Source organism: Erysipelatoclostridium sp. MSK.7.34, assembly GCF_019041935.1.
GTDB classification, from domain to species: Bacteria; Bacillota_I; Bacilli_A; order Erysipelotrichales; family Coprobacillaceae; genus Thomasclavelia; species Thomasclavelia ramosa.
The window spans coordinates 1-26,749 of sequence record NZ_JAHPYJ010000028.1; the positions used below are offsets into that span (position 1 = coordinate 1).

Annotated in this window: 27 protein-coding genes and 1 pseudogene; 22 read left to right on the forward strand and 6 right to left on the reverse strand. The window is 31.0% G+C overall.

The genetic code is table 11. From position 1 onward, the window contains the following. The first annotated feature begins 490 nt into the window (after window positions 1-490). From KTF99_RS14695 to KTF99_RS14705, 3 genes are all read left to right on the forward strand, one after another. Window positions 491-637 (forward strand): hypothetical protein, encoded by a 147-nt coding sequence (locus KTF99_RS14695; protein WP_003539218.1) that lies wholly within the window; start codon window positions 491-493, stop codon window positions 635-637. Between the two features lie 261 nt (window positions 638-898). Beyond that, the gene (locus KTF99_RS14700; protein ID WP_029481802.1) at window positions 899-1,120 is read left to right on the forward strand and encodes a hypothetical protein; all 222 of its coding nucleotides are present in this window, start codon (window positions 899-901) and stop codon (window positions 1,118-1,120) included. A gap of 13 nt (window positions 1,121-1,133) precedes the next feature. Next, a complete protein-coding gene (locus KTF99_RS14705) occupies window positions 1,134-1,358 on the forward strand; it encodes a DUF3850 domain-containing protein (protein WP_003539216.1) in 225 nt (74 codons plus the stop codon). Window positions 1,359-1,365: 7 nt separating this feature from the next. On the opposite strand, the gene abc-f is transcribed toward KTF99_RS14705, so the two are convergent. After that, entirely contained in the window at window positions 1,366-3,219 is a 1,854-nt protein-coding gene (gene abc-f / locus KTF99_RS14710; RefSeq protein ID WP_003539215.1) for a ribosomal protection-like ABC-F family protein, read from the reverse strand. Window positions 3,220-3,498: 279 nt separating this feature from the next. Here abc-f and KTF99_RS14715 point away from each other — a divergent pair, with 279 nt between their 5' ends. The 6 genes from KTF99_RS14715 (at window position 3,499) to KTF99_RS14740 (ending at window position 10,045) form a co-directional block, all read left to right on the forward strand. Then, a complete protein-coding gene (locus tag KTF99_RS14715) occupies window positions 3,499-5,424 on the forward strand; it encodes an aconitate hydratase (protein ID WP_003539214.1) in 1,926 nt (641 codons plus the stop codon). Beyond that, window positions 5,424-6,419 carry an isocitrate/isopropylmalate dehydrogenase family protein gene (locus KTF99_RS14720; RefSeq protein ID WP_008792337.1) on the forward strand — a complete coding sequence of 332 codons (996 nt, stop codon included), beginning with the start codon at window positions 5,424-5,426 and terminating at the stop codon, window positions 6,417-6,419. The genes KTF99_RS14715 and KTF99_RS14720 overlap by 1 nt, the downstream gene beginning before the upstream one ends. Before the next feature lie 3 nt (window positions 6,420-6,422). Beyond that, a complete protein-coding gene (locus tag KTF99_RS14725; RefSeq protein WP_003539210.1) occupies window positions 6,423-7,106 on the forward strand; it encodes a GntR family transcriptional regulator in 684 nt (227 codons plus the stop codon). A gap of 62 nt (window positions 7,107-7,168) precedes the next feature. Continuing rightward, window positions 7,169-7,852, forward strand: a complete 684-nt coding sequence (locus KTF99_RS14730) for a LytR/AlgR family response regulator transcription factor (RefSeq protein ID WP_029481800.1) — start codon at window positions 7,169-7,171, stop codon at window positions 7,850-7,852. Next, window positions 7,852-9,114, forward strand: coding sequence for a sensor histidine kinase (locus KTF99_RS14735; protein WP_003539208.1), 1,263 nt, complete (start codon window positions 7,852-7,854; stop codon window positions 9,112-9,114). Before KTF99_RS14730 ends, KTF99_RS14735 begins: the two co-directional genes overlap by 1 nt. Before the next feature lie 376 nt (window positions 9,115-9,490). Next, entirely contained in the window at window positions 9,491-10,045 is a 555-nt protein-coding gene (locus tag KTF99_RS14740) for an accessory gene regulator B family protein (protein ID WP_003539206.1), read from the forward strand. 102 nt (window positions 10,046-10,147) lie between these two features. Here the strand turns inward: KTF99_RS14740 and KTF99_RS14745 are convergent, their stop codons facing one another. The 3 genes and pseudogenes from KTF99_RS14745 to KTF99_RS14755 form a co-directional block, all read right to left on the reverse strand. Next, on the reverse strand, window positions 10,148-10,432 hold the full coding sequence (locus KTF99_RS14745; RefSeq protein WP_003539204.1) for an integrase core domain-containing protein: 285 nt from the start codon (window positions 10,430-10,432) through the stop codon (window positions 10,148-10,150). A gap of 51 nt (window positions 10,433-10,483) precedes the next feature. Beyond that, window positions 10,484-10,651: pseudogene (locus tag KTF99_RS17695) on the reverse strand (helix-turn-helix domain-containing protein); the annotation flags it as partial. A gap of 380 nt (window positions 10,652-11,031) precedes the next feature. Continuing rightward, on the reverse strand, window positions 11,032-12,414 hold the full coding sequence (locus tag KTF99_RS14755; RefSeq protein ID WP_003539203.1) for a 6-phospho-beta-glucosidase: 1,383 nt from the start codon (window positions 12,412-12,414) through the stop codon (window positions 11,032-11,034). A gap of 270 nt (window positions 12,415-12,684) precedes the next feature. Here KTF99_RS14755 and KTF99_RS14760 point away from each other — a divergent pair, with 270 nt between their 5' ends. Beyond that, the gene (locus KTF99_RS14760) at window positions 12,685-13,146 is read left to right on the forward strand and encodes a hypothetical protein (RefSeq protein WP_003539068.1); all 462 of its coding nucleotides are present in this window, start codon (window positions 12,685-12,687) and stop codon (window positions 13,144-13,146) included. A gap of 83 nt (window positions 13,147-13,229) precedes the next feature. Here the strand turns inward: KTF99_RS14760 and KTF99_RS14765 are convergent, their stop codons facing one another. Next, on the reverse strand, window positions 13,230-14,042 hold the full coding sequence (locus KTF99_RS14765) for a purine-nucleoside phosphorylase (protein ID WP_003539066.1): 813 nt from the start codon (window positions 14,040-14,042) through the stop codon (window positions 13,230-13,232). Window positions 14,043-14,120: 78 nt separating this feature from the next. On the opposite strand from KTF99_RS14765, the gene KTF99_RS14770 reads away from it, so the two are divergent. Both KTF99_RS14770 and KTF99_RS14775 read left to right on the forward strand, forming a co-directional pair. Next, window positions 14,121-14,273 carry a DUF1653 domain-containing protein gene (locus KTF99_RS14770; RefSeq protein ID WP_226910363.1) on the forward strand — a complete coding sequence of 51 codons (153 nt, stop codon included), beginning with the start codon at window positions 14,121-14,123 and terminating at the stop codon, window positions 14,271-14,273. 85 nt (window positions 14,274-14,358) lie between these two features. Beyond that, the gene (locus KTF99_RS14775) at window positions 14,359-15,591 is read left to right on the forward strand and encodes an HD domain-containing protein (RefSeq protein WP_003539060.1); all 1,233 of its coding nucleotides are present in this window, start codon (window positions 14,359-14,361) and stop codon (window positions 15,589-15,591) included. A gap of 9 nt (window positions 15,592-15,600) precedes the next feature. On the opposite strand, the gene KTF99_RS14780 is transcribed toward KTF99_RS14775, so the two are convergent. Further along, the gene (locus KTF99_RS14780; protein WP_003539058.1) at window positions 15,601-17,478 is read right to left on the reverse strand and encodes a transglycosylase domain-containing protein; all 1,878 of its coding nucleotides are present in this window, start codon (window positions 17,476-17,478) and stop codon (window positions 15,601-15,603) included. A gap of 55 nt (window positions 17,479-17,533) precedes the next feature. On the opposite strand from KTF99_RS14780, the gene KTF99_RS14785 reads away from it, so the two are divergent. From KTF99_RS14785 to KTF99_RS17450, 10 genes are all read left to right on the forward strand, one after another. Beyond that, window positions 17,534-17,914, forward strand: a complete 381-nt coding sequence (locus tag KTF99_RS14785) for a DUF1934 domain-containing protein (protein ID WP_224209058.1) — start codon at window positions 17,534-17,536, stop codon at window positions 17,912-17,914. Window position 17,915: 1 nt separating this feature from the next. Beyond that, entirely contained in the window at window positions 17,916-19,436 is a 1,521-nt protein-coding gene (gene cls, locus KTF99_RS14790) for a cardiolipin synthase (RefSeq protein WP_003539054.1), read from the forward strand. A gap of 71 nt (window positions 19,437-19,507) precedes the next feature. Further along, a complete protein-coding gene (argS, locus tag KTF99_RS14795; RefSeq protein ID WP_008792274.1) occupies window positions 19,508-21,169 on the forward strand; it encodes an arginine--tRNA ligase in 1,662 nt (553 codons plus the stop codon). 14 nt (window positions 21,170-21,183) lie between these two features. Further along, window positions 21,184-21,525, forward strand: a complete 342-nt coding sequence (gene rpoE, locus KTF99_RS14800; RefSeq protein WP_003539051.1) for a DNA-directed RNA polymerase subunit delta — start codon at window positions 21,184-21,186, stop codon at window positions 21,523-21,525. Between the two features lie 105 nt (window positions 21,526-21,630). Further along, a complete protein-coding gene (locus KTF99_RS14805; RefSeq protein WP_008792273.1) occupies window positions 21,631-22,287 on the forward strand; it encodes a TVP38/TMEM64 family protein in 657 nt (218 codons plus the stop codon). Between the two features lie 16 nt (window positions 22,288-22,303). Continuing rightward, window positions 22,304-23,014 carry a response regulator transcription factor gene (locus tag KTF99_RS14810; RefSeq protein WP_003539048.1) on the forward strand — a complete coding sequence of 237 codons (711 nt, stop codon included), beginning with the start codon at window positions 22,304-22,306 and terminating at the stop codon, window positions 23,012-23,014. 3 nt (window positions 23,015-23,017) lie between these two features. Beyond that, window positions 23,018-25,114, forward strand: coding sequence for a sensor histidine kinase (locus tag KTF99_RS14815; RefSeq protein WP_029481796.1), 2,097 nt, complete (start codon window positions 23,018-23,020; stop codon window positions 25,112-25,114). Between the two features lie 54 nt (window positions 25,115-25,168). Beyond that, window positions 25,169-25,852, forward strand: coding sequence for a hypothetical protein (locus KTF99_RS14820; protein WP_003539046.1), 684 nt, complete (start codon window positions 25,169-25,171; stop codon window positions 25,850-25,852). Further along, entirely contained in the window at window positions 25,845-26,279 is a 435-nt protein-coding gene (locus tag KTF99_RS14825; protein ID WP_003539045.1) for a GNAT family N-acetyltransferase, read from the forward strand. The genes KTF99_RS14820 and KTF99_RS14825 overlap by 8 nt, the downstream gene beginning before the upstream one ends. Window positions 26,280-26,361: 82 nt before the next feature. Further along, window positions 26,362-26,487, forward strand: coding sequence for a hypothetical protein (locus KTF99_RS17450; RefSeq protein WP_003539044.1), 126 nt, complete (start codon window positions 26,362-26,364; stop codon window positions 26,485-26,487). Window positions 26,488-26,749 lie beyond the last annotated feature (262 nt).

Here is a 26,749-nt window from a genome sequence, read left to right on the forward strand (position 1 = left end):
AAAAAATCACTTGGGAATGGTTTTAGTTTTTTGTGTAACATTTTATTTCCTCCTTGTTTTTACGGCTTTATTATACCTTAAAGTAATGTAAATGGAACCGTTTTCCAAAATATGAAAAAAGCACTAAAGAGGGATGGTAAAATCAAAGATTTACTAAGTGTAAGGGTAATACATATTAGCTAAATATAACCTTTAAAAATGAAAAATATGCATTTTATTCTAATAATTGCTTTATTTTATAAACTAGAGAAAAATTTTTTTATCTTGGACTAATGTGATGAATTTGTTATAATTGTAATCGTAAGAGATTTTTGTATATTTCTTTATCAAAAGTATATTATCATGGAGAGCAAGAAAGTTATTATTAATTTAAATTAATGTAGCTTAAATTGGACATTTTTTTAATTTATCATAGTCTGATATGGTCTGCAAAAATATGGCATGATAGAGTATAGTAAAATGGTAGAATAAAGAAAAAGGGAGAATTAACATGGAAAGTTTAGAAAACATAGCCGAGAGAATTAGTACGACTAAGAAGTCCTTAGAAGAGCACCCAAGACAAAATCTAGAAATTGCAATTAAGGAATTATTGGAAATTAGCAAAGAGCTGGATCTGGTAAAGAAATCGATTAAATAAAATTACTAAACGGTTAATAGAAAAGAGCAGGATATTTAATTATTTTGCTCTTTTTTTATTTAAATATTTGGATTGAAGAATTAAAGTATTTTTATTTCCACTAGATTAGACAAAAAAGTAATGCAATATATGGTTAAGTATAGTAGTAATGTTTTATTTAACTGACATAATAAATTATTTAGAGCATATATATGTGTTAGTTATTGTGATTTAGATAGTATCAAAGCATGAGTGAATGGCAATACTAGGAGGTATGGTTGAATGTTACTTAAACCATTAATATTAGGTGTATCAATAGATTTCGGATTGTTATCAATTGCTTTAACATTAAGATTTATAATTCATCCACTATATCAGTCTTGGATTAGTCAAAAAAATCTGGTTAATGAAAAAACAATTGTAGAGGATTTAGAAAAAACGATTGAGATACGAATTGAAGAAATTGATGGATCTGATCACTATAAACAATATTTAAAGATTTGAAAGGAGTTTTAGTATGTGTAGTTTACAGGTTGACAGCCAATATTTTGATAAAATCTGTAACGGTGTGATTAACCATTTAGTTGTTTGTAAAGAAGAGGGAATTGAGCAGGGGGATTGTGTTTCTTTACGAAAACTAGGAAAAACAAATATCAGTTGTGTAGTAAAAGTTGAGTATGTTGATTGTGAAGGCTCAGGTGTAGATGAAAATTATTGTATTCTTGGAGTTAAAAGAATATAAAAAGCCCTTATTGCAGGGCTTCCCATTCTTCCATTAAAGTATTTAACTGATTTTCTAATTCGGAAATTTCATCATTGATCTGATTATATTTCTGATAATCATTTAGAACTTCTTCACTATGAAGCTGTTCAGTTAAAGTGTTGATCTTGGTTTCTAGTATAGAAATATTAGTTTCTATCTTTTTTATTTTATTTTGCTGTTTACGATAAAGAGCATTTTGCTGTTTCATATCAAGATAATCAACATTTTCTTTTTTGAGCGGCTTAGCAACGCTTTTATGATTTAAATAAGTATCGTAATTACCATCGTAACTGATGGCTTTTGTGCTCGTTAATTCGATCACACGAGTTGCTACTTTATTAATGAAATAGCGGTCATGGCTAATAAAGAAGATTGTTCCTTCAAATTGGTTTAAGGCATCTTCAAGAACTTCTTTAGAAGCAATGTCTAAGTGGTTGGTTGGTTCGTCTAAAATTAAAAGATTTGCTTGTTTTAATAATATTTCAGTAAGTACAACACGTCCTTTTTCACCACCAGAAAGTAAAGAGATTTCTTTAAAAACATCATCGCCTTTGAAGTTAAATAAGGCAAGACTGTTGCGAATCTCAGTATTAGTCATCTTAGGAAAATTATCACTAATTTCATTAAAAATAGTTTTATCCATTGCTAGTGTGCTATGTTCTTGATCATAGTAAGCAAGGTCTACTTTACTACCAAATTTAATTTTACCTTGATAAGCATTTAGCTGATCGAGGATAGTTTTAAAAAGAGTTGTTTTACCCACACCGTTATCCCCGACAAGAGCAATACGCTCTTGTTTTTTTATATCGATATCAATGTTTTTAAATAAAATTTCATCAAATTTAACAGCTAGGTTCTCTATTTTTAAAACATCAAAACCGGACTCACGTTTTGGTTTAAAATTAATCGTGATTGTATCTGGCAAGTTCTCAGGCTTGTCAATACGTTCAATTTTAGCTAACTGCTTTTCTTTAGATTCGGCTCGTTTAACTTGTTTTTCACGGTTATATGATTTTAGTGTATCGATACTCTCTTGAATTCTTTTAATTTCTTTTTGTTGATTTAAATAATGTTTTAAATCAACAGCTCTTTGCTTTTTCTTTAAAATTGAATATTCGTTATATTTACATTTATAGCTTTTGGATTTTCCATTTTCGACTTCTACAATTTTATTAGAAACTTGATCAATAAAGTAACGATCATGGCTGACTGTGATGATTGCATGAGGATAATTTTTTAAATATCCTTCTAAGAAATTAATAGCACTATTATCTAAATGGTTAGTAGGTTCGTCAAGTAACAATAGCTTTGGTTCTTGAAGCAGCATTTTAGCAAGAGCTAAACGTGTTTTTTGACCACCAGATAGCATTGAAACTTTTAAATTGAATTCTTCTTCGCTAAAGCCCAGTCCCTTTAAAACGCCGGTTAATTTACTGGGATAACTATATCCATCTTTATCATGAAATGATTGAGTTAGACGATCATATTCATTTAAAATACGTTCACTATGATCAGTTGTCATTTCATTCTCTAATTGACGTAGTCGATTTTCAATTGTGATCAATGGTGCAAAAACATCAAGGCCAACATCGTAAACTGTTTTATCCATCGCTAAGTCATGCTGTTGTTTTAAATAACCTAGTGTTAATTCTTTATTACAAAAAAGGTCACCGCTATCATAGTTTTCTTCGCCCGCAATAATTTTTAGAATAGTAGTTTTACCAGCACCATTAACTCCGATAATTGCGACTTTATCATGATCATCAATTTTAAAGGTTATATCTTTTAATAAGGGAATCCCTTGAAATGATTTTGTTATATTTGAACATTCTATTAACATATTTTATCACCCAATGTATTCTAACATATTTTCATTGATATTTATAGTAAGGCTTTTGTTTTAAGAAGAAAAGTAGATATTTTATTTTAGGAATTCACAAATTTATTATTAAAAAAGTGTAATTAAAAATTACTCGATTAAATCAAGTAAATAATAGATTTTTATTAAAGTGTTTTATTTTTAGTACATCTTGTGGTAAAATTTGTTCCAAAGGGTTGTAATCAAGATTGTTTTTTTGTATAATTGTATGCAATATAAGAATAATGGGGGTATATCGTGATGGGTATGAATTTAGCATACAAAATTTTAAGTAGTAAACTTAAAGATGGAAATCTTGTTCCAGGAGAACAAATTGGAATTCAAATTGATCAAACACTAACACAAGATTCAACAGGGACAATGGCTTATCTTCAACTAGAAGCAATGAATATTAAACATGTTGCAGTAGAGAAAGCAGTGGCATATATTGATCACAACATGTTACAAACAGGATTTGAAAATATGGATGATCATGAATTTATCCGCAGTGTGGCTAAAAAGCATGGGATTGTTTTTTCAAAACCAGGTAATGGAGTTTGTCATCAATTACAATTAGAAAACTTCTCAAAACCAGGAAAGACTCTAGTTGGATCAGATTCACATACACCAACTTGTGGAGCAATGGGTATGATTGCTATTGGGGCAGGGGGATTAGATGTCGCAGTAGCGATGGCAACAGGTAAATATTACTTACAATGTCCTAGTGTTGTTAAAGTTAATTTGACTGGAAAAAAAGCACCATGGGTAAGTGCAAAAGACATTATTTTATATATTCTTCAGCAATTAACGGTTAAGGGTGGCGTTAATAAGATTATTGAATATACGGGAGATGGAGTTGCTTCATTATCATTGACTGATCGTGCTACGATTTGTAATATGGGGGCTGAATTGGGAGCCACTACATCAGTTTTCCCGACCGATGAAAGAACAAAAGAATATTTAGCACAACAAGGGCGAGTAGATGATTACATTGAAATGAAAGCTGATGAAGATGCTACATATGATCAAGAATTAGATGTTGATTTAAGTGCATTAGTGCCAATGACTGCTAAGCCTCATAGTCCAGATGCGGTAGTACCAGTAAAAGAACTTGAAGGAATGAAAGTAAATCAAGTTGTGATAGGAAGTTGTACTAACTCATCTTTTGCTGACATGATGAAGGCAGCTAAGATTTTAAAAGGACGCAAAGTTGCGGATCATGTTTCTTTAGTTATTGCGCCAGGATCAAGTTCAATTCTTGCGATGCTTTCACAAAATGGAGCATTAGCTGATATGGTTCAAGCTGGAGCAAGGATTCTTGAATGTGGTTGTGGACCATGTATTGGAATGGGTCAAGCACCGCTCTCAAAAGGGATTTCATTAAGAACGATTAATCGTAATTTCAAGGGACGTTCAGGAACAAATGATGCAAGCGTATACTTAGTATCACCGGAAATTGCGGCATTGAGCGCAATTAAAGGGTACATGTCAGAAGAATTTGAAGATGATATGTATTTAGAAGAGGTGCCAAATACTCCATTTATTAAAAATGGAAATTTCTTCATTGATGAATATGACGAAAATAATGAAGTATATATGGGACCTAATATTAAACCGGTTCCACGTGGAGAAAAAATTACAGATGAAATTAGTGGAAAAGTTGTTTTAAAAGTTGGTGATAATATTTCGACAGATCATATTGTTCCTTCAGATAGCAAATTATTGCCATATCGTTCAAATGTGCCACATTTAGCAAAATTTTCATTCAGTAAAGTAGATCCTGAATTCTATGATCGTGCAATTGCTAATAATGGGGGATTCATCGTTGGTGGTGATAATTATGGTCAAGGAAGTTCCCGCGAACATGCGGCTTTAGTACCAAACTATTTAAAGATTAAAGCAATCTTTGCAGTATCATTTGCGAGAATTCATCGTTCTAATTTAATTAATAATGGTATTTTACCTTTAGTTATTGAAGCTAAAGACCAAGATTTCTTCAATGACCAAGATAGTTATAAAATCGTTAATATCAAAGATGTTGTTGAACATAATGGTAAAGTAAAAGTAATTAATGAAACTACTAATGATTCAATCGAGGCTGAATTAACATTATCACCTCGTGAAAAAGTAATGATTAATTACGGTGGTTTATTAAATGCAATTAAAGAATTGGGAGGTGAATTTTAATGAAAGCTGTTTTAATCCCTGGTGATGGAATTGGAAAAGAAATATCAAAGAGTGTCGTTGATATCACTAAAGCGATGAAGCTTGACATTGAATGGGTGGAATATCAGGCTGGTGCTGAATATGCAGCTACAACGAAAGAAGTTTTTGAACCAGGACTTGTTGATGCTATTAAAGAATATAAATGGGCTTTAAAAGGTCCGACAGCAACGCCGATTGGAACGGGATTTAGAAGTGTCAATGTTGCCTTGCGACAACAGTTTGCAACTTATGCTAATGTTCGTCCAATCAAATCATTTAAAGGAATCAATTCTCGTTATGAAGACATTGATCTGGTTATGATTCGTGAAAATACCGAAGATTTATATAAAGGGATTGAGTATATGATCAATCCAAATATGGCAAATGGAATTAAATTAATTACTCGTGAAGCGAGTGAAAAGATTTGTCGTTATGCTTTTGAATATGCTAAGAACAATAGACGTAAAAAAGTGACAGCAGTTCATAAAGCGAATATTATGAAATATACAGATGGATTATTTTTAGAAGCGTTTAGAGATGTGGCTAAAGATTATCCAGATATTGAGCCACAAGAGGTTATTGTTGATAACATGTGTATGCAATTAGTAATTCGTCCAGAAACTTTTGATGTTTTAGTTGCACCAAATTTATATGGTGATATTGTTTCTGATTTATGTGCTGGATTAGTTGGCGGTCTAGGATTTGCACCAAGTGGGAATATTGGTGATGAATTTAGAATTTATGAAGCTGTTCATGGAAGTGCACCAGATATTGCTGGTAAGGGTATCGCTAATCCGAGTGCATTATTATTAGCATTTGCATTAATGTTAGAGGCATTAGGGAAATTAGATGATGCTAATAAATTGCGTGAGGCTTTAGCAGCTGTAGTTGAAGAAGGAACTACTGTAACACCTGATATTGGGGGTAGTGCTTCAACAGACGAGTTCACCGCAGCCATCATCAGAAAGTTAGGTTAAACAATGACAAAGAATTTATTAGAAAATACCGGACATGGGTCGCTTGGAAATAAAATTTTCACCGTTTTGCGTGATAAAATCTTAAATGAGGAATATACTCAAGGACAAAAATTAAATGAAGTTGCTTTGTCTAAAGAGTTGAATATTTCTAGAACTCCAATTCGTGAGGCTCTAAAACAGTTGGAATTAGAAGGTTTGGTTAAAAGTATTCCTAATAAAGGAGTTTATGTACTAGGGTTTTCTCATCGTGATATCGATGATATGTTGGAAATTCGTTATGCTTTAGAAGGGCTAGCAATCCAATTAGCAATTGAGCGAATTAATGATGAGGAACTTGAAAAGATAAAAGAAGTGTATGATTTAATGGAATTTTATGCTGAAAAAGGTGATCAAGAGAAGTTTAATGAAATTAATATTGCTTTTCATGAGGCTATTTATCGTTGTACCCAATCAAAGTATTTTGAGCAATTATTAACAGATATTAATTATTATATTCATGTAACTTCAAGGCATTCAATTCGTCAACCGGATCGTTTAATTTCAGCAGCACAGGAGCATCGAGAAATTTATGAGGCAATTTTAGCTCGTGATAAGGATTTAGCTAAAGAAAAAATTCAAAATCATATTCGTAAAACACAAGTGCTGGTAAGAAATTACTATGAAAAAAAGCAACAGGATAAGGCCTAAGGGCCTTTTTTAATTAGTCAAAAAAGGTTTTATCAAGTATAATAAATAAATGAGGTGTAAAGATGAAAATAGGTATACTAGATGATGAGCGGTCAATGCTACTTAGAATCAGAGGGTATGTAGAGGAGGCTAGAATTAAGGAACCATATACAGTTGAACTTTTTCAAGATGTTGAAGAGTTTTTTAATTGTGGTAAAAACTTTGATATTCTTTTATTAGATATCGATATGCCAACAATGAGTGGAATACAGGTAGCAAAAAAATTATTGAAACAAAATACGATCATAATATATATAACTAATTATGAAAATAAAATGCAGGAGGCGTTTGATATTAATATAGCAGGATATTTACTTAAATCAGAATTAGAAACAAAGTTAACGCCAACCTTGCTTAAAGCGATAAATCGTAGACAACAAAATGATGATATCTGGATCAAGAAAAAGGGAGAGATTTTTCATTTTCGAAGTAGAAATATTATTTATATCGAATCAGTAAAAAGATACTTACATTTTTATACTAATGATAATAATTTCTATATTCCTTATATGACGCTTGAAGAAGTTAATCAGTATTTACCAGATAATTTTGTCCAAATAAATAAAAGTCAGATAATCAATATTAATATGGTTGTTTCGATGAATGGATATATTTTAAAATTAAAAGGTATTGATGAATCGCTAGAAATTAGTAGAAGAAGAAAAAAAGATGTATTTAATCTTTTAATGCAGGAGATCAAAGAGTGATGATTAATTTTTTTATTGAGTATTTATATACATTGATATATGTTGTTGCTTTAAGTTATGTTATTTCATTAACCTATCCATATATTCGTAAAGAAAACATGCTTAGAAATATTATGGTTATATTAAGTTATACGTTTGTTTTGAATATTGTTACGTATACTTCACCACATAATGGCTGGTTATATGTAATTGGTAATTTAATGTGTATTAGTTTGGATTTTATTTATTGTGGGGTATTGGTTAAGAGATTTAGGCTTAATAATTTGTTTATCACTACAATTTATTATTCAATTCAAATTATTGTCGGCTCAGTTATGATTGCAGTGGCGCTAGAAATTTTTGACAATACATATTTGGATATCGTATGGGGGAGTATGCGAGTTGTTTTTCCTTTAGGAAACTATATATCATCAGCATTGATATGCAAATATGCGGTTCAAAAACGTGATTTTGTGGAACATCAGTTACCTAAAAAATTTTTATATTCGTTTTGTTTGATCAATATTGTTGAAGTGATTATTGTACTGATTTTAAACGTATTATCAGTTGAACAGGGGGATATTTATATCTTTTTTATATTGATCTTAGCAGGTGTTCAAATGATTTTGGTAAATAATTATATCATCAATTCTTCCCGTATGTATTTACGTAATAAGGAGTTAGAGTTAGCAAATTATTCATATGCTACAACTCGCCGTCATATTAGTGAATTAGAAAAAGAACAAGAACGTCTTTATAAGTTTAAGCATGACATTAATAATCATTTACAAGTCCTAGAAGAAGTAGTCGAAACAGAATCAGTCGCTAACCAATATTTAAAAGCAATTAAAGAAGATTTAAATGCTCCAGTTAAATTGATACGTACGGGAAATATTTTTGTAGATGCTTGTTTAAATGCGAAGATTCGCAATAACGATGAAGTTAATTATGTTGTAGATGCAGTGATTGATCGCAATGTTAATATTGCTCAAGACAAATTATGTTCTCTATTATTTAATCTGATAGATAATGCTACTGAAGCTGCTTTAAAAACAGCGGAGAAGATAGTTGAAATCAAAATTTTTAGTAAAGGCAATATGCTTTTGATCAGCATAATAAATTCGACTAATAGACCTCTTAATTATGAAAGTAAAAAAGGAAGAGATCATGGAAAAGGATTAATAATCATTAAAGAGGTTGTAGAAACCTATCATGGAACAATGGAATATTTCTATGAAAATAACAAGGTGCATTGCGATATTTTACTGAATGTTGATAATTAAAAAGCCGTTTATGTCATAATATTGACCGTTAGTGTAGAAAAAAAGGATAAAACCGCAAGCTGTTAAGTTGTGTAGTATAATAGATTATGGGAGAGATGTAATAATAATAAAATAAAAAGTATTGTCTTTCTATACATAATCTCCAAGTTATAATATTACTACATGGCCGCAAGTAATATTTATAGCTATTTCTCACAAACGTCTATTGGATAGAAGTTTGAATTAATAATCTAATCTCTTTTTTTAAAGCTTTGTGCTATTGTCCGGCACAAAGTTTTAATTTTTTTAGAAGTATTTAATAACAAAATAGGACCGGTTAGTACATTGAAAATATTTTTAGGAAGATTTAATAGTATAATGGACATGGAGGATAGATATGAAACGTTTTTGTGAAAAAATAAGCATATTTTTATTAGATGTTGATAATGTGACTGAGGATGAAATTGATGAAGTAAGATTTGGTATTGAACTCATTTTGACTCAAATGATTTTATTTTTTTTGTTGTTAGCAATCGGCATTTTTAGAAATATGGTACTAGAAACAATAATATTTATTATTGCATTAGTTGGATTACGGACATTTGTAGACGGTTATCATGCTGATAGTTTTTATCGCTGTATGTTTTTAACGACTTTGTTATATCTTGGTACGCTCTATTTTGCGGATTTTGAAAATAGCTATCTTCTAATTATGGCAATACTTATTGCTGCTAAAGCATTTATGTGGCAAGAAAATCATGAAGCACGGAATGTGAAAATAAGTAAATTAATTTTTTGGGGATGTCTGGCTGTGATTGGATTAATTTATCCTATAGAACCACGACTAAGCATGATAATTGGTTTTACTTTATTTTTTACAGGTGTAAGTATGGAGGTGAAAAAACATGGCTATAAAGAAAAAAGTAGTTTCATTAGTGAAAAAAGTATCTAAAAAATATGCAGATAATTATTCACCGGGTGGGATGTACAAACCAACAAGAAATAAGAAATAACAAAATAAAAGATGCTTTTCCATTTGGTAAAGCATCTTTTATTATACCATTGCGTAATTTAATGAATTATTGGTAGGATATTGTGCTGGATTTTCAGTACCATTTAGAGCTTCTAAACGTACTTTCATTGGTACCTTATTATTAAATCTTTCGTTATTGTAGAAGTCAATATGAGTTTCAATTGCTTTTTTTAATTCATTGAAAGAATTAAATTTGTTAAGATAATACATCTCACTTTTAATAATTCTCCAAAATCTTTTAGCAGAACCGTTATCGATACATTTTCCAACTCTTGACATACTTTGAGTAATATTAGCTTCCTTCAACTTTTTTAAGATAATATTTTTTTCTTTAAGTTCAGATTGGTGTTTTAAACGTTCGTTTTCATATTGTAATTTTTCTAACTCATTTAATTGTGATTCCTCTTTGCGCTTACCTCTACTGTCTTTTAGACCTTCTTCACCTAATTCTAAATATTTCTTTACCCATTGATATACTTGTGAGTAAGAAACCTCAAAAAGTTCAGCTGCTGATTTATATTCTTTCTCATAATCTAAATAATATTATACAATTTTAATTATTTCTTCTAATGTTGCTTTTTTTGATTTGGTCATGTAGACATCTCCTTTAGGATCATAATCTGTTAATTTTTAGTGACTATTATAACTGGTAGCCCAACTTCATAAAGATGAAGAAGAATGAGTATTGTATTTATTGCTTAAATCTCTCAAAGAATCTTTACTATTTAAATGCTCTTGAATTATTATTTGTTTTATTTCTTTAATTCTGTTCTTATACTCTAAAACTGCTTGTATCTTTTTTTATTGTATATTACGTGCCATAAGAAAAGATCCCTCTTTTCATGGACAACTTTATTTAAGTTGTCTATTTTAGAGAGATCATATCAAATTCACGAATTTTTTATTTAGTCTAAATCTCTAGCGATTTCATCTTTTACTGTAACACCAGCTGCTTCTAATTCAGCGATCTTATCAGCAAATTGTGGTAAGTGTTTTTTATGAGCAATTAATAATTCATCTAAAACACGTTTAGCATTTTCACCAGAAGGAATTTGTGGATTTAAGATAAATGCTTGTAAAGCTAATCCATAATCACCAGTTACAGCAGCTTCTTCAACACATAATTCCATATTTTTCATGCATTGTAACCAACCACGTTGAGCAGGTTCTAATGGTCCAAAAGCGATAGCTAAAGCTCCAGCTGAACCGATATGAGCAGATACTTCTACAGCACAGTCAGCAGGAAGATCAGGTACAGCACCATTGTTTTTAGTAGTTACAACAAGGTGAGTATTTTTATTAGCATAGATTGATGCGATAGTTTCACATGCAGCATCTGAATAGTGAGTACCACCACGTTTAGTTAATTGTTCAGGTTTGTAATTTAAATTTGGATCTTTATATAATTCAAATAATTCTGCTTCAGTTTGTTTTACTTGTTGTCCACGAGTTCCAATTCCATTATATTCTTCAAGCCCATGAGCTAACATTTCTTGTTGACGATAGTAATATCTATGATATCCACAAGGAATTAAATTCATTTGTTTTAATTGTTCTTTAAAGAATGGGATATCATGAATATTTGCAGGAATACCAGAATCTTTACCTTCATACATTGCATCAATGATTTTTCCAGTTACATCTGTACCGTCTAAATCAAAAACGCGGTGCCAGTGGAAATGGTTTAATCCAGCAAATTTATAAATTAATTTATCTAAAGTTGTTCCGATTGTTTCTGGTTCAGCCATCATAGCCCCAACTGGTACGTTACATAAACCAATTACACGATCCCATTTACCATATTTCATAACTGCCTCAGTAACCATACCACTAGGATTTGTGAAGTTTACTAACCATGCATTTGGACATAATTCTTTCATGTCTTCAACAATGCTAAGGATTACAGGAATTGTTCTAAATGCCTTGAAGATTCCTCCAGCTCCATTTGTTTCTTGTCCTAACATACCATAAGAGAATGGAATTCTTTCATCTTTAATACGAGCGTTTAATAAACCAACTCTGAATTGAGTAGTAACGAAATCAGCATCTTTTAAAGCTTCACGACGATCTAAAGTTAAATGTACTTTAACATCGTAAGGAGAAGCGTCCCACATACGTTGTGCCATAGCACCAACGATTTCTAGTTTTTCTTTACCAGCTTCAATATCTACTAACCAAATTTCTTTGATTGGAAGTTCATCATATCTTTTAATAAATCCTTCCATTAATTCAGGAGTATAACTACTACCTCCACCAATTGTTACAATTTTTACAGGTTTCTTTTCCATCTTATTTCCTCCGTATATTTATTTTACACATAAAGCATACACGTTTATTCAAATAAATGTTTTGTTTTTTCAAGACTTGAAATTTTTTCATGGTTTATTAAAAATAATGAGCTTTACGATTAGTCCGTTAATCGGTTAAATGACTAGTATTTATTAGGATTTGTATTATTTTTATAGATTTTGTAAATATCATTAGAACTTAGATAATATAAAGATTATTTAAAATAAAAAAATATTTTTATGATATAATAGCTTGTGGAGGAGAGGATAATGCAACAATTAAAGAAATTTATTTGTTTATTACTATTTCTTTTTATAATGACAGCCTGTCAAGAAAAAATAGCATATGATAAGGAATGGGCGGCAAATTTTGCACAGCAGCAAGTTAAGGCTATGGATGGATATCGTCTGGAGGGAGTATATTTTTATCAAGGAAATCATATTAGGGTAAATGATCAAAAGGTTGGTAAGGCAGTTGTCGTGAAAGCAGTAGTTAGATACTATGATGTTTTTAAGGATCCAAACAAATATGAGCTTGTTTCTGTTTTTGATGAATCAAACATTGATTTAGCAGGACAAGGATATATTTACGGTGAAGATGGAGATAGGTTATTAGGGGTCGATCAAATAGATGTTTATGATTCCAATCAACCAATTAAGTATCTTCGGGCTATGGATGATAAAGACATTAGTGAAGTTAATCGAAAATTAAATACTGTGCAAATAAAATAAAAAAGCATCTTTAAATTGTTCCCTATAGAGTAAACACGATAAATGTGTTTTCTATAGGGTCAGTTTAGTATGATGCTTTTAGTTTACCAATTTTTTATAATGCCTTTTACTAAAGTAACTAGGTCTTTTTCTGCTTTATTAGCCGCTTCTACAACTTCTTGGTGATTTAATTCTTGGTTTGAAAGTCCTGCGGCTTTATTAGTGATCAACGAAATTCCCAGAGTTTTCATATCACAGTGACGAGCAACAATGGCTTCTGGTACAGTGGACATTCCCACTGCATCAGCACCTAAGGCTCTATATGCTAATATTTCTGCTGGTGTTTCATACATTGGGCCTTTAAAAAAAGCATAGACACCATCTTTTAAACTAATATTATTGTCATCGGCAACTTGATGAGCAAGTTTTCCTAATTTTCGATTATAGACTTCACTCATATCTTTAAAACGAGGGCCGAATTCATCGAGATTAGGACCACGTAGTGGGCTTGGGGCAAATAAACCAATATGATCTTTAATCAGCATAATTTGTCCAGGATTTAAATCTTCACGGATTCCTCCGCAAGCATTAGTTAAAATTAAATTATCAATTCCCAGTCTTTTAAATACACGAATTGGCAGTGTAACAATATCCATGTCATTGCCTTCATAATAATGAAAACGTCCTTTCATGGCAATTACTGTTTTATTTTCTAATGTACCGATAATTAACTTGCCGGCATGTCCAATGAGATTAGAAATCGGGAAATGGGGGATATCGCGATAATCTAATTCGATAGGATTTTCAATTTCATCTGCAAGTGGGCCTAGACCTGAACCGAGAATGATTGCTAAATCAATTTTTCCATGATATTGGGTCTTAATATAGTTTGTTGCTTCATTGATTTTAATGTACATATGTCATACCTCCTAGACTCAATTATAGCATAAACTTTTAAGATGTATTATAATGAAAATAGAAAAAGTGGTGAGAACGTGGAACGAAAATTAAAGACTCGACATTTATATCGACATTTCAAAGGCAAACTATATTATGTTATGAATATTGGGTTAGATAGTGAAACATTGGAGGAAGTTGTTATTTATCAAGCTATGTATGATGATAAAAAATATTTATTCGTTCTTTAGAAATGTTTTTATCAAAAGTTGATATAAAGAAGTACCCAAATGTAGAATAAACATATCGTTTTGAGGAGTACGAGGAGGAAGACTGATGAATCAAGCGGCATATCGATTAGAACAGACGAAATTAACAGATAGTAAGGTTTTTCGTGATGCAGTACATAATTATATTCATGTAGATCAACCATTGATATTAGATTTAATCAATAGTCATGAAATGCAGCGACTTCGGAGAATCAAGCAATTAGGCGGGACGCATCAGGTCTATCAAAGTGCGGAACATTCGCGTTTTTGTCATTCTTTAGGGGTTTACTTTATTGCTCGAAAAATGATTTTTAATAGTGCAATCGGAGCCTATTTAAATGATTATGATAAGTTAACAGTAATGTGTGCAGCTTTACTCCATGATATTGGTCATGGTCCATTTTCGCATTGTTTTGAAGATGCCTTTGATTTAAACCACGAAGCATATACAATTAAAATTATTAACGGAAAGACCGAAGTACATGATCTTTTAGAAAAATTTGATCATGGTTTTTCACATAGAGTAAGTAGTGTTATTGAAAAAACACATCCTAATAAAATTTTAGTACAGATGGTTTCGAGTCAACTTGATGCTGATCGGATGGATTATTTACTTAGAGATTCTTATTTTAGTGGTACTACTTATGGGCAATTCGATTTATCCCGAATTTTACGAGTGATGGCTGTTTGTGATGGAAAGATCGTTTTTAAGAATTCTGGTGTACAAGCAATCGAGAATTATATTTTAGCCAGATATCATATGTATTGGCAAGTTTATTATCACCCCACAGCCCGGAGTTATGAACAGGTATTAATTAGTATTTTTAGGAGAATGAAAGATCTTTATGCAGCTGGTTATGATTTTGGAGATATTCGTTATTTAAAGCCGTTTCTTGATGGACATGTCGATGAAAATGATTATACTAAATTAGATGAGGGGATCGTTTTTTATTATTTTACAGTCTTAAAAGAAGGCAATGACGAGATTTTGAAAGATTTATGTACACGCTTTTTAGATCGACGATTGTTTATTTATCATGATCTGCTCGATCAACATGAAAAACAATTAGCTGAATCATTTTATGAAAAAAAAGGCTATGATCCTCGTTATTATGTTGTAAGTGATGATCAAAGCCAAGTTCCCTATCGTTATTATGGAAATACTGAAGAACTCAGTGAAATTGAAATATTAATTGATGAAGAACTCCGGTTTTTACCAGAAGTATCAGAAATTGTTGGGGCAATTGTAAATTCTAAGAAAAATAAAAATGATCATAAGATTTTCTATCCCGAAGTGTAAACTTCGGGATTAGTCTTTTTTAAACCAATAGACTGTACCATTTTCATCAAAATCACCGGTTAGTGGATTGATTGCAATTTGCTGTAGGTCTTCGGTTGGCTGATACCATGTAACATCTTTGTTTTCATTGGTATAGTTTAAAACATCGATAACGGTTTTTTTAGCAACAGTTTTGTCATCAGCTGTTTCCATTTTACGATTGTCATCGTAGCCGACCCAGCTGGCAACCAGGACTTGTGGATTATAAGCTACAGCCAGGTTATCAACATCGGTACTACCAGTTTTACAGGCGTTGATATTATCAAGTTGATAAGAAGCCATTGTTGCTTGAAGATAGGTACTAAATGTACTATTAAATGTAGATGTTAATAGCTGTGATAATTCTAAACAACTATCTTGCTCCAGCAATTGTTTATCTTCTTGTTCGTGCTGGTAAAGGACTTTACCAGCATCATTAGTAATTTTTTCAATTGTATAGAGATGATTGTATTTTCCTTCACTAGCGAGACAATTATACATATTGGCAAGATTATATATGTTTGTATTTAAAGTCCCAAGTGCCAGTGAGGCATTTGCTTTGACGTCCTTGATTCCAAATTTTTTGATTAATGAAGCTAAGTTATCAGTTCCTAAAAATAGATGTGTTTTAACGGCGAAAATATTATCAGATACAGCAATAGCTTGAGCTAACGTAACATCTTTATATGCATATTTATCGTTAAAATTACTAGGACTGTAAGTGCTGTTATCGTCAAGTTTAAAGGTAGTAGGTTCACATAAAAATGTGGTTGCCGGAGTGAAACCGTTTTCTAGCGCCAGGTAGTATAACAAAGGTTTGATTGTACTGCCGATTTGTCGATTAGCTTGAGTGGCACGATTGAATTGTGAGCTGGCATAGTCTTTACCGCCGATAATAGCAAGGATTTTACTGGTATATGGTTCAACAACGATACTCGAGGTTTCGACTTTACTATCCTTAGTATATTCACTAGCACTTTTTTCCACTACTTTTTGGTAATCTTGATTAAAACTTGTATACACATTTAAACCTTGATTCAAATATGTATTGTTGTAGTAACCAAGTTCTTCGAGTTCATCAATAACGGTATCTTTATAGTAATTATTAGCCATATTATCATCTACTTTATGCGTTTCAGCAAGATTAAGATCACTATCAAGAACCTGCTGTTTTTGAGTTACGGTAATTTCCTTACAGTCGATTAGAGCGTTTAAAACGATTGACTGTCGTTTTCGAGCTGCTTTAGCATCATTTAAGGGTGAGTAATAGGTTGGGCCATTAACTACTCCAGCCAACATACTGCTTTCATTTAAATCTAGTTCTTTAGCACTTTTACCATAAAAATATTGTGCAGCATTTTCAATACCATAAATTCCATGACCAAAATAAACGTTATTAATATATCCCTCGAGAATTTCATCTTTTGATAAACGTGTTTCTAACTGCATTGTCAAAAAAGCTTCTTTAATTTTTCGCGACCAGGATTTTTCGTTAGTTAAGTACAATAAGCGTGCATATTGCTGAGTTATCGTACTCGCTCCTTGAGATTTTTTTTGATTTGTGAAGTTTACTTTGAGGGCTCTCATGATTCCAATTGGATCAAAACCCCGATGGTCATAAAAGCGTTGATCTTCAATAGCTACAATACTTTCTTTAAAATAATTACTAACATTATTTAAAGTTACATAATGACCGGTATAGTCGTTGATCGACTGATAATAAATTTCTTGATTATCATCGTATAATTTTAAATAACGATTCTTGTTTAGATCCGGTTCCCCCATGCAATATGCAATAACATATAGTGATAGAAGTATGCCGGCTAAACTTGCTAAAATAGTTACAAATATTTTTACTAATTTTTTCATCATATCACCAAAAGTATTCTTGACGGATTTGTGTTATAATATGCACGGTGATAGAATGAAAAAAATAATTAAAGTAAATTATCGAAGTATTTTTAAATATGAAGAACATCAAGAAACTGTTAAATATGATGGTTCTGGTCATCTGGAGATAGGTGATGATAAAATTGTAGTCAGTTATCAAGATGAAAATAAAATAAAAATTGAATTAAGTGAAAATGAAGTTAAACTTCATAATGGGGCTAGTGTTTTGCATTTAGTAAGAGATCGTGATATTTTAAATCAATATGAAACTCCATATGGAGCAATTGCTTTAAAAACTAGATTAATTAGTTATGATAACGGGGATAATGTGAAAATAAAGTATGAATTATATGATGGAACTAATTTGATTAGTCAAGTATATGTCATGCTCAATTATTTAATATTGGAGAACTAAGATGAAAATACTAAAGTTTTTATCAAACCGGATCGTTGTATCGATTATTTTAATATGTGTTCAGATATTATGGCTAGCTTTATTTATGCGCTATATTTTTACTGATGCGACCTTATTAAAAGGAGTTTTTATTTTTTTAAGTGTGATCGTAACTTTATATATTATCAACAATGACGATGATGACCCCAGTTATAAGATTATTTGGTTAATTCCCATCTTATCTTTTCCGGTTTTTGGTGGTTTGTTGTATGTTGTTTTTGGTAATAAAAAGCCAGCTAAAAAGCTTCAAGAAGCCTTTGCTAATCAAGAAGAAGCTATTAGACCATTTATTTATCCAAATAAGATGGTTGAACAAATTGAGGATTTGATTGCAAAAGGACAAGCTAATTATTTAGTTCAAGAAAATTTTCCTATTTATAATAATAGTGAGATTAAATATTACCCTTTAGGTGATGATACATATCCAGATTTGTTGAAAGAATTAGCTAAAGCAAAACATTTTATTTTTATGGAATATTTTATTGTTGAAGAAGGTGAGATGTTTAATACAGTCTTAACGATATTAAAGCAAAAAGTTAAAGAGGGTGTGGAAGTACGGTTTATGTATGATGATATGGGCTCTTTGACAATGCTGCCATTTCGTTATTATCAAAAATTGGAAAGTTATGGAATCAAGTGTATAGCATTTAATCATTTTGTTCCATTTATTTCGGCAGTAATGAATACCCGTGATCATCGTAAAATTACGGTGATTGATGGAAATGTTGGTTTTAGTGGTGGTTTTAATCTGGCTGATGAGTATATTAATGCTAAAGTGAAATATGGACATTGGAAAGATACGGGGGTAATGATCAAGGGTGAGGCTGTATGGAATTTAACACTGATGTTCCTAACAACGTGGAATGCATCATTAAATACATTTGAAGATTATGATAAATATCATCCTCGTCATTATATATGTCCCGAAATAAGTCCAAATGGGTATATTTTACCATACGGCGATTCACCATTGGATAATAAGCCGGTGGGGAAAAACGTTTATTTAAATATGATTAATCAAGCACAAAAATATATTTATATTGATACGCCCTATTTAATCATTAATGATGAAATTAAAAATGCTTTGTGTTTAGCTGTTCGCCGGGGAGTAGATGTAAGGATCATCACACCTGGAATTCCAGACAAAAAAATGGTCTTTAAAGTAACACGCTCTTACTATGAACCACTTGTAAATGGCGGAGTACGAATTTACGAGTATACTCCTGGGTTTATTCATGCTAAGAACTTTGTTTGTGATGATAAAATTGCTACTGTTGGAACAATTAATTTGGATTATCGCAGTCTTTATCTGCACTTTGAATGTGGAGTCTATATGTATGATGTTCCAGCAATTAAAGATATTAAAGAGGACTTCTTGAAAACGATCGCTGTGAGTAAGGAAATGACCCCTGAAGATGTCGTTAAAGGGCGCTTTAGAGGGTGGCTAGAAGCAATCTTAAGATTATTTGCACCATTGTTATAAAAACATTGACTTCATGAGGGTTTAATGGTAATTTAATTAAGATATAGTGATTAGAAGATAGGAGGGCAATGATGGCAATTAATAAAATTGAAGCGACTTTAAAAGGGGCGCTTAAACAAGCAATAATAGCGTGTGGATTTGTTGAAGAATATGATCAAGAAAGTATTACAATTGAAATTCCTAAAGATAAATCACATGGGGATTATTCAACTAATCTAGCAATGCAGCTAACAAAATTATTAAAGAGAAATCCTCGCCAAATTGCTGAGGCAATTATTGAGGCTTTAGATAAAGAAAATGCCAATATTGAAAAAGTAGAGATTGCGGGACCGGGATTTATTAACTTATTCTTGGCAAAAGATGCAATGACATCAATCATTAAAGAAGTTTTAGAAGAAAAAGAAGCATATGGTACCACAACATATGGTCAAGGAACTAAATATAATGTTGAATTTGTTTCAGCTAATCCAACTGGCGATTTACATCTAGGACATGCTAAAGGGGCAGCAGTGGGTGATAGTATCTGCCGAATTATGAGTGCTGCTGGCTATGATGTGACTCGTGAATATTATATTAATGATGCAGGGAATCAAATTCATAATTTAGCGTTATCTCTATACGCTCGTTATAAACAAGCATTTGGACAAGATGTTACAATGCCTGAAGATGGTTATCATGGTAAAGATATTATTGATATTGCAACAAAGATCAAAGAGATCGATGGTGATAAATATCTTGAAATGGATGAAGGTAAAGCAATTGCTTTCTTTAGAAATAAAGGAACAGAATATGAATTACAAAAGATTAAAGATATTTTAAATGAATTTAGAGTGTCGTTTGATGTTTGGTTTTCTGAAACATCATTATATGAAAATGATCGGGTCGTACCAACAATTGAAAAATTAAAAGCTGCTGGTTATACATATGAAGAAGAAGGGGCTTTATGGTTCAAATCAACTGAATTTGGTGATGATAAAGACCGGGTCTTAATTAAAAGTGATGGATCGTATACATATTTGACGCCTGATATTGCTTATCATCTAAATAAATTAGATCGTGGATACGAATATTTAGTTGATTTATTAGGGGCTGATCATCATGGTTATATTAATCGAATGAAAGCAGCTATTCAAGCTTTAGGTTATAATGCTGACCAGTTAAATATTGATATTATTCAAATGGTTAGAATGATGAATAATGGTGAACCAGTAAAAATGTCAAAACGAACTGGAAATGCTGTTACTATTAAAGACTTAATCGAAGAAATTGGTGTTGATGCTACGCGTTATTTCTTTGTTTCTAAAGCTGCTAATACACCATTTGATTTTGATATTGGACTTGCTAAATCAAAGTCTAATGAAAATCCAGTTTATTATGCTCAATACGCTCATGCTAGAATGTGTTCGATTAAAGCACAGGCTGCTAAAGCAAACATTGATTATAGTGATAAGTATGATTTATTAGTTAATCCTAAAGAAATTGAATTAGTAAAGCATATTAATGAGTTTAGAAACGTAATTATTGATAGTGCGATCAATCGTACGCCTCACAAAATTACAAATTATGTTCAAAGACTTGCACAATTATTCCATAGTTTTTATAATGAATGTTATGTAATCGATGAAGATAATCTTGAATTAAGTGGACAAAGATTAGCTTTAGTTGAAGCTACAAGAATTACAATGGCTAATGCTTTAAATTTAATCGGTGTTAGTGCCCCAGAAAAGATGTAGGAGGATAATCAAGAATGGATAGTATGGATAAATATTATAATATGTCTATGGTTGATGTAGCATATGAATTAATGTCTAAAAAGAAATCAGCAGTTAATTTTTTCAAATTATGGGAAGAAGTATGTCAAATGAAGAAATTTGATGACGAACAAAAAGAAGATAAAGAATCTTTGTTTTATACTAATATTACCTTAGACGGACGTTTTATCACGGTTGGTGAAAATGCCTGGGATTTAAGAAGTCGTCATAAATTTAGTGATGTTCATATTGATATGAATGATATTTATGCTGATGAAGAAGAAACAGAAGAATTAGAAGAGGATGTCGATTCTACGATTGAAGATGATTATAATTAAGCAAAACGAAAGTTTTGCTTTTTGTTTAGAATTTTTTAAGAATTATTGTTAGTTTAGTTTTAGGATAGTCTTTTATTATTTAAGTATAGAAAGGCGGAACGACTTATGCTTAAATCAATAAAAAAGACAAATTTGCTCATGATGTCATCAATTATTTTGTTCATGGCATTTATTACAATATATTTATTTAGAAACTGCGATTTTAATGATGTTATTTATGAGATTGAAACACTGCCATATTTTACTAAAGTTTCAGCAATGATTGCTTTAATTGCTCTGCAGATCTTTTTAGCATTTTTACCTGGAGAACCTTTGGAGCTGGCTAGTGGATATATTTTTGGTTCATTTCAAGGAACAATTGTTTGTTTGATCGGGTCAATGATTGGAACGATTATTGTTTACTATTTAGCACGAATCTTTCAACACTCAATCATTGATAAAATGTTTGATCAAAGTAAAGTTGCAGAAGTGAAAAAATTATTTTCTTCTAAAAAAAGTAAGTTTTGGCTATTTATTATTTTTTTGATTCCTGGAAGTCCTAAAGATATTATGACTTATTTAGTTAGCTTAACAGATATTGATATAAAACAATGGCTATTGCTTACAACGATTGGAAGAATTCCAAGTATTGTGACATCTACATATTTAACGGGAGCATTAAGAGACGGCAATATTGTATTGGCTGTTTCAATCTTTGCGGTAACTGTTATACTAGTAATTACCGGTGCCGTTTATTATAAAAAAATAGTTAATTCTAATTAGAAAAAGGGAGAAGATTATGGAACATACAATTTTAATTGTTGAAGATGAAAAAGGAATCAGAGAAACAGTAACAGTTTTTTTGAAGAATCAAGGATATAATGTTTTACAAGCTAGTAATGGTGAAGAAGGGTTAGCATTAATCGAAGCAAATGAAATACATTTAGCAGTGGTTGATATTATGATGCCAGTTATGGATGGAATTACAATGGTACTAAAACTACGAGAAAACTATGATTTTCCAGTTATTTTCTTAAGTGCAAAGTCTGAAGATATTGATAAAATAACCGGGCTTAATATTGGTGGTGATGATTATATTACTAAGCCGTTTGAGGCGATGGAATTGATAGCTCGAGTTAATTCGAATCTTCGAAGATATAATCAAATTTTAGCTTTAAAAGAAAATCGTAATCTTAATAATAATCAACAGCGCTTAGTCGTGGGTGGATTAGAGCTGGATAAGTTTACTAAAGAAGTGTTTGTTAATGATCGAGGTGTTCGTTTAACGGCTAAAGAATTTCAAATACTTGAATTATTAATGTCTTATCCGGGAAGAGTCTATTCAGCTGAGGAGATTTATGAAGCTGTTTGGAAAGAAGAAGCCATAAATACTGAGACAATTATGGTGCATGTGCGAAAATTGCGTGAGAAAATAGAAGCTAATCCTAAAAAACCAGAATATTTAAAAGTAGTTTGGGGAATAGGATATAAAATTGAAAAAGGAGTGTAAAAAATGACAAAAGCTAAAAGAATTTTTGGTGTGATTTTTGCATCAATATTACTATTAATGTCCGTTGTTGTTATATCCTTATATGATAATGTTAGAGAAAATACCCCTCGTGATGATAATTTAACGGGAATTTTAGAAGATGATCTACAGCTTTTTACTATTGCGATGGCTAAGACCCTTGATTCTAATTATGAAGCAGTAAGCTTTGATGATAGTGTTGATGAACAGACAAGACAAATATTTTTAGATGTTTTTGACGATTATTTAAAGGGAATAACATCATTGTTTAATAATGATGGAGATTTTATTTATAAAGCTGTTAATACTAATACTAATCAAATGATTTCGCAACATAGTGAAAAAATTACAACTAATGATGATCAAAGTAAATATAGTTTCTATACTGAGGCGAGCTATGATCAAAATGGTCTAGTTTCATGTAATGGGGATTTAAGTAGTGATAAACTATCATATTTTAATATTGCTAACCTTTTAAGCTCATTTGCACATTATGATGGTGAAAATACTATATATATTGACAACTGGATGTTTGATACAAATGCAATCAAGATTAATGTTCCTAAGAATCTTCAAATTACATATATTATTCCAGAAACACCAGCCAGTCATGGATATGCTTCACAATATGTTAATTCATGGGAAAACTATAATTATTTTTCAGCTATTGCGTTATTAAGTTGTTCAGCTATATTAGTCTTATTTATCTTATTTTATCCAATTAAAATTGTAGAAGATGTTAATCCGTTTTTGTCAGTAAAGAGATGGAAAGCAGAAATAAATCTAGCTGTTTTAACGCTTATGATTACTTTTGGCGTTATGGGCTGTATGATCGTGACGGGTTATACACTTAATAATTCACTTTTAGAATTATTAAAAAGATATGACATCATGTATGTAGATTACATCGTTATAGTTATTAATTTTGTGATTTGGATACTGACGCTTTTAGTTATTTCATTAGGAATCTTCCAATTAAAGTACATTTTTGCTCGAGGATTCTGGCGTTATTTAAAAGAAGATACGTTAATTGGTAGTGGAGTACGCAGTATCAAAAATAAACTTAATCAAATTGCCGATATTGATCTATCAAAGTCGTTAAATCAAACAATCATGAAATATATTTTGATTAATACAGCAATCATTATGATCATGATTACTTTTTGGGGTTTTGGATATTTCCTAGCTATTATTTATGCATTTTTAGTATTTTTTTGGGTCAAAGATAAAGTGCTGAAGGTGCAAGATGACTATGATAAATTATTGACTGCAACAAAAGAATTAAGCAAAGGTAATTTTGATGTAGAGATAGATGGTGATTTAGGTATTTTTAATGCTTTAAATGATGAATTTAAAAATATTCGAATTGGTTTTGAAACTGCTGTTAAAGAAGAAACTAAGTCTCAGAATATGAAAAATGAATTAGTAAGTAATGTTTCTCATGACTTAAAAACACCATTGACATGTATTAAAAATTATATTGTTTTATTGCAAGATGATAATTTACCAATAGAGACAAGACATGAATATTTAGATAATTTAAATCAGTATTCTAATCGTTTAACGAATTTAATTGAAGATTTATTTGAAGTTAGTAAAGTTAATAGTGGTAATATCAAGTTAAATTTAATGGAACTTAATATTGTTGCATTAATTGAGCAGGCGCATGCTGAATGTAGTGAAATATTAGATGCGCATCAATTAACTGTTATTACTAATTATCCACATAATGATATAATCCTCAAATTAGATGGTGATAAGACGTATCGTATTTTTGAGAATCTATTCACTAATATTTCTAAATATGCTCTATTTAATAGCCGTGTATATGTTGATTTAACGGAGGAAACTGAGGATATTACTATTATTTTTAAAAATATTTCACAAGAGCAGATGAATTTTAGTCCTCAAGAAATTACAGAAAGATTTGTTCGTGGTGATAAATCGCGTCATGAAAGTGGCAGTGGTTTAGGATTAGCAATAGCTAAAAGTTTTGTTGAAGCACAGGGGGGGACTTTTAATATTGCAATCGATGGGGATCTATTTAAAGCAATAATTACTTTTAAAAAGATTGCTAAGTAGTCGTAATTGAAGCTATACTAAAGGAGTAGTCCTTTGAAAGTAGGTGGAATTAGGATGAAAATATTATTTGTTGGGAATTCGCATACGTATATGAATGATATGCCAGAAATGGTGCGAATCAATAGTAGTGAAAAGTTAGAAGTGACAATGTTGGCCCGTCCTGCAATTACCTTTCACGACCATTTAGAGTCAATGGAATTACAGTTCGCTTTAAAACAAGGATATGATTTTGTTATTTTTCAACAGGCAGCACATGAGCCTTGTCCAAGTAAAGAAGCAACATTGCATGATGCTAAAGCATTGATTGAATTGGCACGTAGCTGTGGTGTTATGCCATACATTATGATTCCTTGGAGCCAACGGAATTATGATGATGATTTTAAAACAACCAAAGATATTTATCATCAAGTAATGATGGATAATTTAGTTGATGGAATACCAGTGGGTTATGTCATTAATCGTTTAAGCCATCAAAATCCCGAATTAGAATTGTTCCAAAGTGACAATCAGCATTTAACTTCATTAGGGAGTTATCTTGAAAGCATTACGATTTTAAATACAATTTTCTTTGAAACAAAGTTTCCTGGTAAACTCATTTATCCTAACCAAAGTAGTTTTGAAGAACATCAATTGGATGAAAGACTTATTGATTTTTTAACTAAAGAAGTAGTTCATACTGTAGAACGATTTAAGAGTAATTATTGTGTTTGTGGAAAGCGAGAGATTTTAGATGATTAGAAGTGTCACTAAAAATGACTATGAAGAGATTGCTAAACTGATGGTTGAAGCATTTAAAAATCCTCCTTGGAATGAGGTATGGAGTTATGAAAGATCATACCAGCGAATTGAACAGTTAGACGACGGAAAATATACAAGGTGTTTTGTGTATATGTTAGATAACAAAATAGCTGGTGTTGTTTGTGGGAAATTAATAACATATGTTAATGATCTTGATTTTATGATTGAAGATTTTTATATTGATCCTCATTGTCAAAGAAGGGGATTAGGAAAGAAAATGATGAAGGCATTAGAAGAATGTTTACCTGAAGTTGATAATTTAATTTTGTTGACAGGACGAGAATTTTACAGTGCTGATTTTTATCAGAAAAATGGTTTTAAGATTAATGATGACATGGTATTTATGGTAAAAAAATTAAAGTCTTAATAAATCTAAATTATGCCGAATTATGTTGACAATATGTGATTATCTCCTTATATTATATGTAGATTGATAAAGGGGATATAAGATGCTGAATAAGTTTAAGGGATTAAAATTAAAGTGGTATCATTTTGTAGTATTTTGGCTACCAGGTGGAATGCTATTATTAACAGGTTTATTAGCATATCAATATCGTAATTCAAAAATAGTATGATTATTTAGCTTGTACAAATTATTAAATGAAAATAGATTTTAAAGACAATAGTTTGATTTAGAAGGGAAATATGTTTCCCTTCTTTTTATATTTTAGGATAGCTGATTTTTATATATTTGGTTGATCTAGACAGTTATATATTAAAAAATGACTAACTGATAATAAAATGAACCTCCATTATTTGTGATGCGTACCCTCTTTACTGGGCAAACCAGTAAGGAGGGTTTTTATATGAAATATGATTATGTATTTAAGTTGAAGT

What these genes read in the sequence shown, in the direction of transcription:
- KTF99_RS14695 (WP_003539218.1), top strand. Translation starts at nt 491, where the DNA reads ATGGAAAGTTTAGAAAACATAGCCGAGAGAATTAGTACGACTAAGAAG.
- KTF99_RS14700 (WP_029481802.1), top strand. Translation starts at nt 899, where the DNA reads ATGTTACTTAAACCATTAATATTAGGTGTATCAATAGATTTCGGATTG.
- KTF99_RS14705 (WP_003539216.1), top strand. Translation starts at nt 1,134, where the DNA reads ATGTGTAGTTTACAGGTTGACAGCCAATATTTTGATAAAATCTGTAAC.
- abc-f (WP_003539215.1), bottom strand. Translation starts at nt 3,219, where the DNA reads ATGTTAATAGAATGTTCAAATATAACAAAATCATTTCAAGGGATTCCC.
- KTF99_RS14715 (WP_003539214.1), top strand. Translation starts at nt 3,499, where the DNA reads ATGGGTATGAATTTAGCATACAAAATTTTAAGTAGTAAACTTAAAGAT.
- KTF99_RS14720 (WP_008792337.1), top strand. Translation starts at nt 5,424, where the DNA reads ATGAAAGCTGTTTTAATCCCTGGTGATGGAATTGGAAAAGAAATATCA.
- KTF99_RS14725 (WP_003539210.1), top strand. Translation starts at nt 6,423, where the DNA reads ATGACAAAGAATTTATTAGAAAATACCGGACATGGGTCGCTTGGAAAT.
- KTF99_RS14730 (WP_029481800.1), top strand. Translation starts at nt 7,169, where the DNA reads ATGAAAATAGGTATACTAGATGATGAGCGGTCAATGCTACTTAGAATC.
- KTF99_RS14735 (WP_003539208.1), top strand. Translation starts at nt 7,852, where the DNA reads ATGATTAATTTTTTTATTGAGTATTTATATACATTGATATATGTTGTT.
- KTF99_RS14740 (WP_003539206.1), top strand. Translation starts at nt 9,491, where the DNA reads ATGAAACGTTTTTGTGAAAAAATAAGCATATTTTTATTAGATGTTGAT.
- KTF99_RS14755 (WP_003539203.1), bottom strand. Translation starts at nt 12,414, where the DNA reads ATGGAAAAGAAACCTGTAAAAATTGTAACAATTGGTGGAGGTAGTAGT.
- KTF99_RS14760 (WP_003539068.1), top strand. Translation starts at nt 12,685, where the DNA reads ATGCAACAATTAAAGAAATTTATTTGTTTATTACTATTTCTTTTTATA.
- KTF99_RS14765 (WP_003539066.1), bottom strand. Translation starts at nt 14,042, where the DNA reads ATGTACATTAAAATCAATGAAGCAACAAACTATATTAAGACCCAATAT.
- KTF99_RS14775 (WP_003539060.1), top strand. Translation starts at nt 14,359, where the DNA reads ATGAATCAAGCGGCATATCGATTAGAACAGACGAAATTAACAGATAGT.
- KTF99_RS14780 (WP_003539058.1), bottom strand. Translation starts at nt 17,478, where the DNA reads ATGAAAAAATTAGTAAAAATATTTGTAACTATTTTAGCAAGTTTAGCC.
- KTF99_RS14785 (WP_224209058.1), top strand. Translation starts at nt 17,534, where the DNA reads ATGAAAAAAATAATTAAAGTAAATTATCGAAGTATTTTTAAATATGAA.
- cls (WP_003539054.1), top strand. Translation starts at nt 17,916, where the DNA reads ATGAAAATACTAAAGTTTTTATCAAACCGGATCGTTGTATCGATTATT.
- argS (WP_008792274.1), top strand. Translation starts at nt 19,508, where the DNA reads ATGGCAATTAATAAAATTGAAGCGACTTTAAAAGGGGCGCTTAAACAA.
- rpoE (WP_003539051.1), top strand. Translation starts at nt 21,184, where the DNA reads ATGGATAGTATGGATAAATATTATAATATGTCTATGGTTGATGTAGCA.
- KTF99_RS14805 (WP_008792273.1), top strand. Translation starts at nt 21,631, where the DNA reads ATGCTTAAATCAATAAAAAAGACAAATTTGCTCATGATGTCATCAATT.
- KTF99_RS14810 (WP_003539048.1), top strand. Translation starts at nt 22,304, where the DNA reads ATGGAACATACAATTTTAATTGTTGAAGATGAAAAAGGAATCAGAGAA.
- KTF99_RS14815 (WP_029481796.1), top strand. Translation starts at nt 23,018, where the DNA reads ATGACAAAAGCTAAAAGAATTTTTGGTGTGATTTTTGCATCAATATTA.
- KTF99_RS14820 (WP_003539046.1), top strand. Translation starts at nt 25,169, where the DNA reads ATGAAAATATTATTTGTTGGGAATTCGCATACGTATATGAATGATATG.
- KTF99_RS14825 (WP_003539045.1), top strand. Translation starts at nt 25,845, where the DNA reads ATGATTAGAAGTGTCACTAAAAATGACTATGAAGAGATTGCTAAACTG.
- KTF99_RS17450 (WP_003539044.1), top strand. Translation starts at nt 26,362, where the DNA reads ATGCTGAATAAGTTTAAGGGATTAAAATTAAAGTGGTATCATTTTGTA.